Origin of the sequence: Leptospira vanthielii serovar Holland str. Waz Holland = ATCC 700522, assembly GCF_000332455.1 — a bacterium.
In the GTDB taxonomy this organism is placed as follows: Bacteria; Spirochaetota; Leptospiria; order Leptospirales; family Leptospiraceae; genus Leptospira_A; species Leptospira_A vanthielii.
In genome coordinates this window covers 17,501-31,882 of the sequence record NZ_AOGY02000072.1, presented here as the reverse complement: position 1 = coordinate 31,882, position 14,382 = coordinate 17,501, and the positions used below count along the sequence as shown (strand labels likewise).

At 37.3% G+C, this 14,382-nt stretch carries 12 protein-coding genes; 3 read left to right on the top strand and 9 right to left on the bottom strand.

Annotated elements, in window-relative coordinates; all coding sequences use genetic code 11:
• Positions 1 to 22: 22 nt before the first annotated feature.
• The 6 genes from LEP1GSC199_RS17885 to LEP1GSC199_RS17865 are packed head-to-tail and all read right to left on the bottom strand — an operon-like array spanning position 23 to position 6,443.
• Entirely contained in the window at positions 23 to 760 is a 738-nt protein-coding gene (locus LEP1GSC199_RS17885) for an SDR family NAD(P)-dependent oxidoreductase (protein ID WP_002989386.1), read from the bottom strand.
• Between the two features lie 56 nt (positions 761 to 816).
• Positions 817 to 1,848 (bottom strand): MBL fold metallo-hydrolase, encoded by a 1,032-nt coding sequence (locus tag LEP1GSC199_RS17880; RefSeq protein WP_002989666.1) that lies wholly within the window; start codon positions 1,846 to 1,848, stop codon positions 817 to 819.
• Positions 1,849 to 1,860: 12 nt separating this feature from the next.
• On the bottom strand, positions 1,861 to 3,213 hold the full coding sequence (locus tag LEP1GSC199_RS21940; RefSeq protein WP_002989410.1) for an ATP-binding protein: 1,353 nt from the start codon (positions 3,211 to 3,213) through the stop codon (positions 1,861 to 1,863).
• 45 nt (positions 3,214 to 3,258) lie between these two features.
• Complete coding sequence (locus LEP1GSC199_RS21935; protein ID WP_002989621.1) at positions 3,259 to 4,377, bottom strand: 7TM diverse intracellular signaling; 1,119 nt, start codon at positions 4,375 to 4,377, stop codon at positions 3,259 to 3,261.
• Positions 4,331 to 5,266 carry a sigma-70 family RNA polymerase sigma factor gene (locus LEP1GSC199_RS17870; protein WP_002989653.1) on the bottom strand — a complete coding sequence of 312 codons (936 nt, stop codon included), beginning with the start codon at positions 5,264 to 5,266 and terminating at the stop codon, positions 4,331 to 4,333. The genes LEP1GSC199_RS21935 and LEP1GSC199_RS17870 overlap by 47 nt, the downstream gene beginning before the upstream one ends.
• 4 nt (positions 5,267 to 5,270) lie before the next feature.
• Positions 5,271 to 6,443, bottom strand: a complete 1,173-nt coding sequence (locus tag LEP1GSC199_RS17865; protein WP_002989585.1) for an NAD(P)/FAD-dependent oxidoreductase — start codon at positions 6,441 to 6,443, stop codon at positions 5,271 to 5,273.
• Between the two features lie 102 nt (positions 6,444 to 6,545).
• On the opposite strand from LEP1GSC199_RS17865, the gene LEP1GSC199_RS17860 reads away from it, so the two are divergent.
• Positions 6,546 to 7,802 (top strand): OmpA family protein, encoded by a 1,257-nt coding sequence (locus tag LEP1GSC199_RS17860; protein WP_002989240.1) that lies wholly within the window; start codon positions 6,546 to 6,548, stop codon positions 7,800 to 7,802.
• 31 nt (positions 7,803 to 7,833) lie between these two features.
• Here LEP1GSC199_RS17860 and LEP1GSC199_RS17855 read toward each other — a convergent pair whose 3' ends face one another.
• Positions 7,834 to 9,357, bottom strand: a complete 1,524-nt coding sequence (locus LEP1GSC199_RS17855) for a malate:quinone oxidoreductase (RefSeq protein WP_002989473.1) — start codon at positions 9,355 to 9,357, stop codon at positions 7,834 to 7,836.
• A gap of 70 nt (positions 9,358 to 9,427) precedes the next feature.
• Between LEP1GSC199_RS17855 and LEP1GSC199_RS17850 the strand changes: the two genes are divergently transcribed.
• Positions 9,428 to 10,624, top strand: coding sequence for a metallophosphoesterase (locus LEP1GSC199_RS17850; RefSeq protein ID WP_002989259.1), 1,197 nt, complete (start codon positions 9,428 to 9,430; stop codon positions 10,622 to 10,624).
• 138 nt (positions 10,625 to 10,762) lie between these two features.
• Complete coding sequence (locus LEP1GSC199_RS17845) at positions 10,763 to 12,544, top strand: methyl-accepting chemotaxis protein (protein ID WP_002989375.1); 1,782 nt, start codon at positions 10,763 to 10,765, stop codon at positions 12,542 to 12,544.
• 135 nt (positions 12,545 to 12,679) lie between these two features.
• Here LEP1GSC199_RS17845 and LEP1GSC199_RS17840 read toward each other — a convergent pair whose 3' ends face one another.
• Both LEP1GSC199_RS17840 and LEP1GSC199_RS17835 read right to left on the bottom strand, forming a co-directional pair.
• The gene (locus LEP1GSC199_RS17840; protein ID WP_002989153.1) at positions 12,680 to 13,279 is read right to left on the bottom strand and encodes a hypothetical protein; all 600 of its coding nucleotides are present in this window, start codon (positions 13,277 to 13,279) and stop codon (positions 12,680 to 12,682) included.
• Positions 13,280 to 13,306: 27 nt separating this feature from the next.
• Positions 13,307 to 14,140 carry a hypothetical protein gene (locus LEP1GSC199_RS17835; protein WP_002989545.1) on the bottom strand — a complete coding sequence of 278 codons (834 nt, stop codon included), beginning with the start codon at positions 14,138 to 14,140 and terminating at the stop codon, positions 13,307 to 13,309.
• Positions 14,141 to 14,382 lie beyond the last annotated feature (242 nt).

Here is a 14,382-nt window from a genome sequence, read left to right as displayed (position 1 = left end):
TGTTCTGGTTGTTTTCAAAAAATTAAAATGGTGGAAGGCGTTTGAAAATCCATTCAGGAATCATTCGAATCAGCATCATGATCCAACGCCAAGGCCAACGGATATAAACTAAATCCTTTTTCGAGATTCCTGCTTTGACAATGAGCTCACCTGCAACTTCCGGCTGTAAGGTGAGCCATGGAAGGAGATTGTGGCCTTCTGACATTTTGGTATAGACAGGCCCCAGTTGGATGGTACAGATATGGACCCCTTTGGAAAACAAAAGAGATCTAAGGCCAGAAAGATAGGTTGTTAAACCTGCTTTGGCACTTCCATAGATATAATTCAATTGTCTGCCACGGTCCCCCGCCACAGAACTGATGGCAACAATGGTTCCGTTCCCTTTTTTTTCCATATCCAATGAGATGATATTAATCAGAGATGCGACACCTGAAAAGTTGGTGTTAATTGTTTTTAGTAGTTCTGTTTGGTCTTCCCTGGCTTTGGTTTGGTCCTCATAATAACCTGGGACAAAAAAAACAATAGAAGGTTTGGTAGTTAAGGAATCATAAAATAAAGTATGAGAGGAAAAGTTTGTGATATCCAAGACAAAAGTATCAATGGATGTAGTCGGAAAGCGGAAATTAAGTTTTTCTTTAATTTCATCTAACTTTTGTTTGTTTCTTCCGGTTAAGGAAAGAGAAAATCCTCTTTTGGTTAGGGATTCTACAATATGCATTCCAATATCGGAAGTGGCACCAACAACTAAGGCATGATTCATTCTTTAGGACCTTGGATAAATTACATTCTAACGATAGTAGGAATTCAGTTTCTTTGTCACTGAAAATTCCACCAACCATCCACACTACCAGATCCAGTGAAGGCAAAACTTTCACCAATTTTAGGAACTTGCAAATTAAGTTTTAGGTTTTGAGAAGCAACAAGCACTCGTTTGATTGGATCGTTCCATGGATGGAGGGAAAGAATGAATTTCCCCCAATGGACTGGCACAAAAGATTTGGCTCCAATGGTTTCGGCTGCAAGTGCTGTTTCTTCTGGGCGCATGTGTATTGAAGGCCAGTCGTCACCGTATTGCCCGCATTCCAAAAATGCCAAATCAAAGGGGCCATACTTTTTTCCTATGGTTTCGAATACCGATCCAAATCCAGAGTCTCCTCCCACAAATACTTTATATTCTCCCATTTTTAAAACATAAGAACACCAGAGACTTTTGTTTCGGAGTATACTTCGTCCAGAAAAATGCCTTGTGGGTGTGGCAGTTACGTTTAAGTTCGCAGCAATTTCTTTCGACTCAAACCAATCCAACTCCACAATTTTCTGTAAAGGAATACCCCAAGAAAGTAAATGTGCAGATACACCTAACGGAACAATGATGGTTTTTGTCCTTGGGTGTAATTTGATTACAGTTTCATAATCTAGGTGGTCATAATGATCATGTGTGATGAGTAAGATATCCAAATCTGGCATGTCTTCTGGTAAATAAACATCGGTTCCTTCGAAAGATTTTACAGCAAAAGGAACAGGAGAGGCATAACCGGAAAAAACCGGGTCTACTAAGATTTTTTTTCCATCAGCTAACAACAAATAAGAAGAATGTCCAAACCAGATATATTGAGGTTTTTTAACATCTAATTCTTTTAAATTGATTTTTAAAGAGGGAATGGGAGACGAGGGTCGAATTGAATTTGGTTTTTGCCAATATTTAATCGCCATTTTCCAGTAGGAACTGTTAGGTGCTAACATCTCAGTATGTTCCAGGTTTTGGAAACTCCCTGATTGAAAGTGTTCTGACTGAGAGATACGTTTGAGAATCTCCCCATGGGGAAGTTTACCGAGAGTTGTAGCCAAAAGTATTGTCCTTTAAGTATTGGACGGCGCCAAATCTTTTTTGGCCCATTTTCGGATCATAAAATCAAGATCGTGTAACAAGAGTGGTTTTGTCATAAAATCATCCATTCCACTAGAAAGGCATCTTTGTTTTTCTTCTTCGAGGACATTGGCAGTAAGAGCAATGATCACTGGTTGTTTGGGAATGGCCTGAGATTGACGGATACATTTTGTTACTGTGATCCCGTCCATGTCCGGCATCTGAATGTCCATAAAAACCAGATCAGGTAATTCTGATCGCACCATATCCAATGTTCCTTCGCCATTTTCAGCCTGTAAGGCGGTGTATCCAAGTTTCTTTAGAAAAAGGCTGGATACCTTTTGATTGATGGGATCGTCATCAGCAATTAAAATTTTCAATGGATATTTTTCGGATAACTTAGAATCCCATTCGATTTTGGGAATGGTTTCTCCCACTTTGGTAAATGAATTTGGCTGAAAGGATTCTTCTGGGATTTGAGAATTAAATTGAAATGTAAAATTGGAACCCCTTCCGTATATACTTTGTACGGATATGGATCCTCCCATTTCTTCGATTAATTTTTTCGTAATTGCAAGTCCAAGCCCTGTTCCCACAGTTTTTTCAGTTAGATGAGAATGCACTTGCGAGAATGGTTGGAACAAAATCCCCATCCTATCTTCTGGAATTCCTATCCCAGTGTCCTTAACTGAAATCACCAATCGAACTTGATTGTCTGATAAAGGAATTGATTCTATAGAAACAGTGATGTTTCCTTTTTCGGTAAATTTTACTGCATTGCTGAGTAGGTTTGTCAAAATCTGTGCAAATCGTCTTTGGTCCGTGATCAGAAAAGTAGGTAGTTTGTTTAAAAAATCTAATTCAATCTTCAGTTGATTTGGATCTGTTTGCGATTTAAAGAGATTGATACAATCATTTAAAAATTTTGGAAGAGGCATTGGTTCTAAATGTAACTCAAATTGTCCAGATTCTAGTTTTGTTAAATCCAAAATATCATTCACAAGTAGCAAAAGATTATCCCCACTAAATTGAATGAGATTTAAATATTCTTTTTGTTCTTCAGATAATTCTGTTTGTTTTAATATTTGAGTCATTCCCAAAATTCCGTTCATGGGTGTTCTGATTTCATGGCTCATTGTGGAAAGGAAAGAAGTTTTAAAGTTTACTTTTGCTTCTGCATTTTCTTTCTCTTGTTTGAGTCTTTCTTTGTTTCTAAAGTTCTCAATCATCCTATCAGCAATGAAGAGCGCTTGTGAAAGTCCAAATACAAGAAACCCGTATTGCGCAAGATAGGCGGTTCCTTTTTTTGCAAATTCAGTGAGTATGTCTAAAGAAAATAAAGACAAGGTTGCAATCAAAGAAAATAAAAAGAAACGACTACCTGGTTTTTTTTAAATCACTCCGTGAATGATAGGATAGAGTAACCCAAAAATTGCTAGGAGGGAAAGGATAAGATGAAAAGCTAGAAATTTTGAAAAAGTAAGTATATTTAGAGGCAGTGCAAAGAATAATAAGAATGCCACAAAGAAGTTAATCCTATAGATAAGTTTGTATTTTTCTGAATTGTAAATTTCTCTGACATAGAGGACAAAAGAAAGATACAATAGAACAAAACTGATTCCATTGATTCTTACCATGGTTTCGTAGATTCCAGGTGGAAGGTAGTTATAGATTAATCGAGTTTCGCCTGTGCTTAATAAACGAATGGCAGCTAAAAAACAAACAGATGCAAAGTAGATATGAGTTTTTTCATCTCTCCAAAAAAGGTATAAAACAAGATGGAAGAGTGCTAAAGTAAGAAGGGATGCTAATACAAAAACATCTCGGCTTATGGTTTCTAAAAACGATTTATTGATTCCTAAATGGGTTCCTAGAATATATGGCGTTGCAATCCCACAAATATGGTAATGAAAGCAGGAAATTCTTACGGAAAGATGAATCTGGTTGTTAAGAGAATTTGGTAAAGATACAGTTTGTATGTTGAGATTAGGAATCTCAGCGGAATAATTTTCTCCAATAGTTCCTGATTTGTAAATGGTTTCCTTTCCCGCAGAAATTTCGAAAGCATTGCGAGTGACTCCATTCTGAAGGTATAAATTTTTTGCAGTTTCAGAAACTAATATTGTGAGGCTTAGTGTGCCAAAACCAGTTGGGTATTTTTCTGAATTTGAGTTGGCCCAATGTCCCGGAACTATTGTGAATTCCTTGTTCAGAGAATTTTCTTTTGGATTCCAATCTTTCCAATCGATTTGCCATTCTCCATTGAGTGGAACGTTTCCCATGGTTTCAAAGTCCCAACCCCGAAGGTCTAACACTGCTTTTTTGGCGATAGGTACAGCAGCAATGTTACTGGTATCACAACCACTAAGTGTTGTGATGAGCAGGATCAAAAGGAAGATCGGTTTTGATATCTTCATTGCCTTTGTATAATGAGACGAAGGAAAGTAAGTAAATCTTTGTGTTTTACCAAAAGGAAATAAAATGCTTCCAATGAGACGAAAACCATTCAAAAAATGTTGGTTTTCGTAGAAATCCTAATTTTATAAGGTTTTCTTTGTTCTGGAAGCCTTTTAGTTTATCAGGATTTACTAAATTATAGATAGTATCAATTTTGTTCCCTTGGGTAGTAAAAATTTGGACAATACTAGGTCCTTCCTTGGAATACCCAATGATAGCTGGCGAGCCGTTCGCATAACCGAAAAATATTTCTGTGGATTCTGTTGCTTTCTTTGTGGTTCTTGCGAGTAGAGAAATGACTCTTTGTATTCCAGGAATTGGAATCCTTGCAGCATGAACCTTTCCTCCCCCATCGGAGAAGGCAATGACGTCCTCGCGCAACAAATTGGTTAGAGATTTTGTGTCCTGGTTGTAACAAGCAAAGCTAAATTCAATTAATAACTTGGAATGAAGTTTGGGGTCTGGATCAAATTTTTTCTTTCGAGATTGGATGGCCGTCCGAGCGCGGCTTAATATTTGCCTACAGTTATCAGTATTTTTTCCCACAATCTCAGAAATGGATTCATAGTCAAAATCAAATAACTCTCGTAATATGAAGACTGCTCGTTCTGTCGGATTGAGTGTTTCTAATATCACAAGAAAAGCAAAATTGATTTTTTCATCATCCATTGTCTCTGCGGTTTCGGGGATTGGCTCAGGTAAGTATGGTCCAATATAAGATTCTTTTTTTCGTGAGGCTTTCTTTAAAAGATCAAACGCCAGTCTTGCGGCAATGCTTCCTAAATAAGATTTATGGTTTTGAATAGAGAGTTTTTCAGCGGAGAGCCATCTAAGATAACTCTCCTGGACAATGTCTTCTGCATCCACATAACTACCTGTAATTCGGTATGCGATAGAGAAAATATAGTGTTTCCATTTTAAAAATAAATCTATATCATTCACGTTTTTATGTCCTAATAGAAATTGTTTTTGGTGAAATATTTTTTTCCATTTGTAATGGATTTCCTTTTGGCCAAAAATAGAATCGAAAGGGAGATCGTTTTTCCATCTTTAACGAAAAAATAGTAAATCGATTGACTAGTTCTTTAATTATCGCCCCCCATCTTCCTTTGATGATCCGTTCTTTGGGTCTGTCATCTCCATAAGTAAACTGGATGAGACCTTCTTTCCTACCAAGAGAAACACAGCGGCCAACAAATTGAAATGAAAAAGGTGATAGTTTTTTCCCCTGAATCAGATTTGTTAGTTGGTCGGCAATATAAGCTCCCATTGGCAATGCAGTCACACAACCCATACGTAAGATTGAATTTTCTAAGTAAGCTGAATCTCCGGCAACAAAAACATTTGGGTATTGACGGGATCTGAGGAAGGGATCTACATAAATTTGATTCTGGGTATTCGTTTGAAAGCCTGCTTCTTTCAGTAGATCGGAACCTTTGAATCCGCTACAGTTAATAAAGCAGTCAAACAATAACTTATCTTGGTTTATTAGTGTGATTTCATTTTCACTTACCTTTTCAATATTTGTATTATCCAAAATATTGATATTGTTTTCCAACATAAAGGTTCGTAAATATTCTTTTCCTTTTTTTGAAAAGGAAGCTCCTAATTCGTTTTTGTCAATGATAGTGACTGCTGATTGGGGATGAAAGTATTTCCATTCGGCTGCCATTTCGATACCTGTAAGTCCAGCTCCAATAATACAAAGTTTTTGAATTTCCCTATGTTGGTTTTTTTTCAAAAACTCAGAAACAGCCTCTTTGGATTGGATAGAATTTTCTGAGATTTGTATAGGGCGAATTTGGGAACTCCCGAGAGCAATAACAAGAAAATCGTAATTGATTCGATCGGGATTTCCTTCGACTAGGACTGATTTTTCAATGGGAAGAATCTTCTTAACTTTTCCTTGTAAAAAACTAATTCTTGTTCGGAGAAGATCTTTGATTTTTAATTCTTTTTTTGTGCCTGCAGATGCCAACTCGTGGAAACGAATTTTCTCTTTAAAACCAATCGATTCAGAAACGATTGTAATTTCGGCATCTTTTAATTGTTTGTCTAAACGGTTTGCCGCCAAAATTCCAGCATATCCGGCCCCAAGGATTAATATTTTCGGTTTCATTGTTATACCTCGTTACCAAGACGAGATAGGCCTAAACATTTGTGACAGAGTTTTTCAGAAATTTCGACTTGATTAAACAATTAAGAGGAAAAACGATCATTCATGCAAAAAATGAATTGGAAATGTCTTTTTATTTATACTGCAACTTCAATTTTTTTTTCGGCTTCCACCCTATATGGCCAAGGTTTTGATCGAGGGAGTCTCGTATTTTATGGTTTTGGATCTTCTGGATTAGGAAATCATTCTGGAAGTATGGAGAAAACAGTTGAGACCACAAACCAACCAAACTTTCTCATGTTAAACTCACCGTATGTAGATACCATCAATCGTGCTGGCAATTATATAATGATTGCAGAGTTTACAAAAGACCGTACTGAACTTTCGAGTTATGGCGGGGAGTTAGGGTTCGAGTATGGTATATTTCGATATTTTGGGATTGGTCTTTCTTATTCTAATCAAGTGATTAGTGCATCCTATTTTCGTGCCTTAGAGGCAAGAAATATTATTTTACTATCTTTTTTGGGACCAAATACAAATTCGCAACTCGAAAAGTTAAATTTAGGTGATACGTATGATCTTGCAGTCCAAAGTAGAAGAACTGTTTTTAGTGCAAATTCAGGAGATTTGAATCTGTTCTTTCACTTCCTTCCGAATGAAATAATCGACCCTTATATTCGGATAGGTGGTGGAGTTGGATTTGAACAAATGTTTGGTGGTATTACAAATCGAGTGTTTGGTGCTATCGGTCTTAGGTATCATTTTGATTCCCAATTTTTCTTAAGCACAGAGATAGAACATTCCAATGTTTATATAGTAAAGTATGAAGCTCCAAATTCAGGACATAGAAACAGAGGAAATTATGAAGAAACTTTTTTTAAGTTGGGTTTGGGAGTCAACTTTTCTCTTCTTGGACCAACAAATCCGATTCCTGAACCGGAGAACAAACAAACAAAAGTAATTGAATCTGTAGGTCCTGAAATTCCCTCGCAAACCAAAGAACCGGTGGTTGAAACAAAATTGGAACGTTTTGTATTTCTTGCCCGTGAGATTTTTGATCTTCCGTCTAGCCGCATCCACTTAGAAGGTCGTGCAAGATTGGATGCCATTGCTCGAAGTTTAGAGAATGAATACAAAGACTTTGATGTCCAGGTAATCACTTACACAACTCCTTTCAAAGAAGAGGTTCCAGGAAATTATGAAAATTATGATATTGGATTTGAGCGTTCCCAAGCAATCTCTCGTGTGCTTCGTGAAAAGGGTGTGAATCCCAAAAGGATTACTGATTCCACACAAGGTTCTACGATGTACAATGTGGATTCGAAAGAAAAAGTAGTGATTGAGCTTCGAAAAAATAGATAATTTTAAGGAAACTCAATCGATTTATAAAAACTTATACTTTGGAGCTAATACTCGTTCCTTGGTTTAACTCCAAAAGTTGTTCTGTTTTCCTTCTGCTTGTTGTACAAACATCGGGGTTGTCTTTCATTGATTCACCGAAACTGGGAATCATTGTTTTTAGTTTGGTTTTCCATTCAATAGATTGTATTTCTTTTGGAAAACAATCCGCAAGAACTTCTAACATAATCGAAACCGAAGTGGAGGCACCGGGACTCGCACCAAGGAGTGCTGCCAGAGATCCATCTTTCGCGGCCACAACTTCTGTTCCAAATTCTAAAACTCCACCTTCCTCTTCATCTTTTTTGATGACTTGAACTCTTTGGCCGGCAACAACCAATTCCCAATCTTCTGCTTTGACTTCAGGAAAATATTCTCGTAGTGCCGAGATTCGATCTTCATGGGACTGCACGGCTTGACTTATCAGATACTTTGTTAAAGGAAGGTTGTGCATTCCGGCAGACAACATAGGGAAAATATTATCAAACTCTAATGACTTTACTAGATCTAAGTAGGATCCTTTTTTTAAGAATTTGGTCGTAAAACCAGCGTAAGGTCCAAATAATAATTCTTTTTTTCCTTCAATGATCCTTGTATCTAAATGGGGAACAGACATAGGAGGAGAACCTACATTGGCTTTTCCATACACTTTGGCAAAATGTTGTTTGATCACATCACGGTTACGGCAACGTAACCATTGTCCACTGACAGGAAATCCACCAAATCCGGCGGCCTCTGGGATATCCGATTTTTCTAAAAGAGGAAGGCTCCCTCCACCAGCACCGATAAATACAAATTTGGCTTCATGGTGTTCTTTTTCATGGGTTTGTATATTATTTGAAGTTAGGTGCCAGAATCCATTTTCCCCACGTTCCAAATCCTTCACATCTTCAAAATAATGCACATGAACATCAGGAAAACTTTCTAAATAACGAAACATAGCACGAGTGAGAGTTCCAAAATTGACATCGGTTCCTAACTCCATTTTGGTTGCCGCAATGGGTTCCGAATCATCCCGACCTTTCATGACCAGAGGAAGCCAGTCCGTTATAGTACTTTTATCTTCCGAATAAACTAAATCTTTAAAGAGTTCATATTTTTTTAAGGCCTCGTAACGTTTCCGAAGAAAGGAAAAATTTTCTTCTCCCCAAACAAAACTATAGTGGGGAACCGAATGGATGAATTCATCGGCATCTAGGATTCGTTTGGTGCCTGCCAAATATCCCCAAAATTCTTTAGAGATTTCAAACCATTCTGCAATTTGCAGAGCCTTTTTGGTTTGGATGGATCCATCTTCGTTTTCTATGGTATAATTCAATTCACAGAATGCAGAGTGTCCGGTGCCCGCATTGTTCCAGGCATTTGAGCTTTCTCTTGCAGCGGCATCTAACCTTTCCAATACGGTGATTGTTAGGTGGGGTGCTAGTTCTTTCAAAAGAACTCCTAATGTGGCACTCATGATGCCTGCACCTATCAAGATTACATCGGATTTCGTTCTAACTGTATCTTTTTCTTTCATCCTCTACCTTCTGTCTAATTATCGACAACTTTCACAATCAAATCCCTGTCCAAAGAATAGGGTTACTCGATTGAAAGCATTCTTCCTATTTTTGTCCGTTCTGACATCCTTACTTGGATTTATCTATTATTATTCTACCTTTCGCTTGATTTCAGGACTTTCACTGAATGGGCCGGTGGTAACAGTGATTTTATTTGGAATTGGAGCTTTAGTTTTGCTTGTTCCATTGACTTATGCACTCAGTCGGATCTCGAAACAAGAAAAAACCCAAACATTTTTTGCCTATCTTACCTTTACTAACTTTGGATTTTTTTCCATTCTCTTCACTCTGGTTCTTCTTATGGACCTTCTTCGCCTGGTTGACTTAGGGATTGTGACTCATTATTCGCAAGTTTTGTTTTCGACCTTACTTCATTTTGGGTTTCCTCTGGACGGAGTTACCGAAGTAAAAAACTTTAGTTTGGCTTTTTCTACCATTGTGGTGGCAACTGCCCTTAGTTCTCTAGGGTTTTTCAATGCCCATGTTCGTTTGAGATACAAACGAGTTTCCATCCCTGTAAAAGATTTACATCCCGATTTGAACGGTTTTAAAATTGTACAAATCTCTGATGTGCATATTGGTGCGACCATCAAAGAAAGATTTTTAAAACGTGTAGTCAAACGAATCAATCTTCAAAAGCCAGATGCCGTTGTGATCACTGGCGATTTGGTCGATGGACCGGTAGCCACTCTCAAACAACATCTAAAACCTTTGGCCGATATTCGGTCAAAATACGGAACTTTTTATGTAACAGGAAATCATGAATATTATTCGGGAGTTCTTTCTTGGTTACCGGAAATTCAAAAGTTAAGTGTCAATATTCTACTTAATGAAAACCAAATCCTAAACATTGGTAATGCCAAATTACTGATGGCAGGTGTGACCGATTTGGCTGCGGGAAAAATCATCAAATCCCACCAAACCAATCCTAAACGAGCTATGGAAGGGGGAGAGGATTGTGATTATAAGATTCTTTTGGCTCACCAACCCAATAGTATTTACGAAGCAAACGAAGTTGGATTCCAGTTACAAATTTCAGGACATACTCATGGGGGCCAATTTTTCCCTGGCAATATACTTATTTATTTTGCGCAGAAATTTGTCTCAGGTTTACATAAATATAAAGACTCGCTAATCTATGTTAGCCGAGGAACTGGGTATTGGGGACCTCCGTTCCGGTTAGGTGCACCTTCTGAAATTTCCATTCTGGAGCTACAATCTGTTTGATTTTTCCTAACCTTTCGGATGAGTCCTCATTTCTGAACGTTTGCAGAGAGTATTCGATAGAAAAAAAATTACGAAAGTAGGTGAAGTCTCTTTGGATTTTCTAGAATATTGACAAACTAAACGGCGGATACCAAGCAAATGAATCAGAATCTACTTATCAGGAAATTGACAATTGCGATTGAAGCTCCCTTATACTTACTCATCTTTCCTTACTTTATCAACTTCTGCCTGTTTGCCTCAGGTTTTGCTACCGATACCCTGATCCAATTAGGAATTCTTGGGACTCTCCTTTCTCTGGTTCCTTTGGTGATTGGTATTGGCCTTCGCAACAAAAGACTCAGGAGATTGTTAACCTACACAAAGAACACCGACATAAAAACTCTCGAAGGTTTAAAAAAAGGTCTTTTGGAACACCCGCATTGGGAAGGTCGAGTGATCCTCATTCGTTGGACAGTTTCCATTTTTGGTTTTTCTTTTATGGCAGTGACTTTACTCGGTCTTCCTTGGAAAGAAATTATTGCCTTACCTTATGCTTGTATCATGCTTTCGCCAATCATCTATTTGGCCTTTTATTTCCAAACAGAGGTTTACCTAAGTCCCGTCCTCAAGGCTAAAGAATTATCAGCTATTCTTTTAGATGAGACAAAAATCCGAATTTTTGGTGTTTTTCAAAGAAATCTATTTACCATGATCGCCGTGGCACTTCTGCCAATGTTAACCTTGGGTTATTATTTGTTTTTGATTCTACTGACTGAATTTAAATCTCCTTATTGGGTTTACCAAATGCCTGTTGTGTTTGGCATGATGGTTGTGATTATTATTTATGCGGCCTATGTAGGAAGTAAATCTTTGAAAGAAGATATTGATAACCTAAACCATTCCATCGAAAAATTGTCCAAAGGAGAATTGTCAGAAACCATTCCTCAACTTTCAGCAACAAACCTAAGTCATACGATTACAAAACTAAACCTATTTATGGATTCGTTGCGACAATACTTTCAAACAGCAAAAGATGAAGCAATATCCCTTATGGAAACCTCCAAAATAATCTTGGATAAAGGGGGGTTGATTGATTTGCAGGTCAGTTCCGAAAAAACAAAACTAGATTCTACTTTTGAGTCCGTAAACCAAATCCAAAGTTTATCCAAGGCAACCTATGAACGTGTTCTTTCCCAAAAAGACAAAACTAATTTTTTGGCTTTGGAACTCACACGAGTCACCAATGAGATGACAGATCTTTCAAAAAAAGCAGATGAATTGGCAAAGAATACAGTCCATTCGATTGGCACTGTGCAGGTGGCCAAGGATGCCATCCAATCTGCCTATGAAAAGGTGGAAGTGATGAACCAAATGAGTGAAAATATCAAAGCCACTATTTCCATAGTGGAAGATATTTCTGATCGTGTGAATTTACTTTCTCTCAACGCATCCATTGAAGCAGCAAGAGCCGGTTCTATGGGTAGGGGTTTTGCTGTGGTAGCAGGAGAGGTGTCTCGTCTTGCCGATGAAACGGCAAAAAATATTGAAGACATCAAACGAGTGGTGAAGTTATCCCAAGTGGCCTCTAAAGAAAGTTTGGAATCTATGAAGGAAATCATCTCCACCAACGAAGACGTAAAATCAAAGTTCGAAGAAATTTCAAAAGTGGTACAGATGTTTGGTCGAAACAGTGAAACCAGTTCCGAAAATGTAAAATCCTTAAAAGGACTTGTGGGTGAGTTCCAAAGGGATGCGGAACAGATCACCGAAGAGATGAAATTACAAACAGGTTATACCGAAGAATCTAACACCAACTTGCAAGCGTTATGGGAAAATCATTCCAAAATCTCAACCACATTCAGTGAAATTTCCGAAGAAGCAAACCGTTTGCAAAAGGTATCTGATTCTATGGAAAGGATTGTTTCAAGGTTTCGGTTTTGATTACAATACAAATGAGATGATTCAAAATTTGGAATTTGCCACTTTAACTGAATTTAGGTGAAGGCTTCCTTTTGTCATAGATGGGAAAGATTTTCATTTCTTTCTGAGATCGAAATGAAAATCTTTTAAACTTTGTTACTTTAAGTAACCTTTTTCTTTGATTTCTGAATAGGCAGAACTAAGTAACTCTCGTCTTTGTGCATCTACCTTTGCCACTGGATCAGCAAAAGGCATAACAAGAATTAATAAAAGTTGACCAATTTCTGTTTTATTCTCTTCTCTTTTGATTTCTCCAAGAACTTTTCCCTTTTTATCTTTCACCGCTAAAGTCATGGTTATATGAGAACCTGTGTAATACGGCAAAATTCCTAAGGTTGGCAGAAAAAACCAAATAGAAACATTCGCAGAAAAAAATCCCATTTCTTCAGTAACTTTGATATCAAAAATGTAGTTTGCTTCTGTTTCACTTCTTGTCGCAGAAACATCATCACTTTCGTTCAAAAGTTTGGCAGGTTCATTCTTCCATTTTTGCACTAGGAATTCGTTAGTGGAACCTGGCTGTCCATCAACCAAAACTTGGTAATTGGCATTCACTTTCACTGAAATCTTTTTGGGAACACCGAATTTTTTTACGACAGGAGCACCTTCGAACTCACCACTTCGAAAACTCAAACAGTTGGCTGTTAAAATTCCTAAAGTTACAAGTGTGAATGTTTTATAAAAAGTTTTTATCATTCTATTTCCTTTTTTTAGTTGTTATGTTTACTTTTTAAACTTGCTCAACTTTTTATCAGCAACTTCTTTCCAATAAGAATTGGGGTTTGATTTACTGATCCCTTCTAGGAAAACATATTCATCGTATCCAGGTCTACGTAAATCAGGGTAATAGTATTTGTCTTTGAGTAATTCTGAATTTGATCTTAGGATGAAACCATTGTCTTTTTCTAATACAAATTTCTTTTTTTGGGAAATACCGATTAACTCATCTAATGTTACTGGAAGTGCAAATGGATCATCAGAAGTTGTTTCCTTTAATACGCCTTTAAATAATCCTAAGTATTGAATTTCACCTGGTTTTGCTTTGATATTCATTACCTTTGCTGTATCTTCTGGATCAAAGTCTATATACACATTATTACATTGTTGTTGGGTCGTTGGGATACCGTTAACGAAAACAATTTTGGTTTGGCAGTAAACATAGCCTGTTGTAGAAACTGCATATGATTTCCCATCAGCGGGAACAATACGTGAAATGTAGGAAATAATTTGTAACTTTTTGCCGTTGTAAATTTTTTCCTTTTCCGTTTCTTCCACTAAGACATCTGCCGGATCGGGAGTTCTTTTCTTTGCATTCACTTTGCTATCTGCGTCTAGCTTTACAATTAGGTCTCCAAAAGCCTCACCAAATTGGTAATTCTTTTCCGTACCTAAAAGGCCTGGAGGGTATTCTAAATAAATTCCATAGCCAACCAAACCCACCGACTTGATTTCATCTTTCGACTTTGGGGACTCAAGCCGGTAGACAGATGATTTGCAAGCCATTGCAAACAATAGTAAGGGAAGTAAAATAATCCCTTGGATTTTTAATATTCTCATTTGGATTTCCTTAATTTTTTCCAAACCTAACAGCAGGTAATGGAATTGGCAAGTAATTAAGGGTAGTTAGGACGGTGATATTGAGATCAATTTAGCATTTGTCTGGACAAATTGTTGGAAGATAGATCATTTCGGCCTATTTAAGCTTCAGAATTTTTTTGCAAGGGCTCTCTATCCAAACACAATCATTGTTAGTTTGTTTCTAATAATTTTCAAAGGCGATTTCAGAGACATTTCGTTAG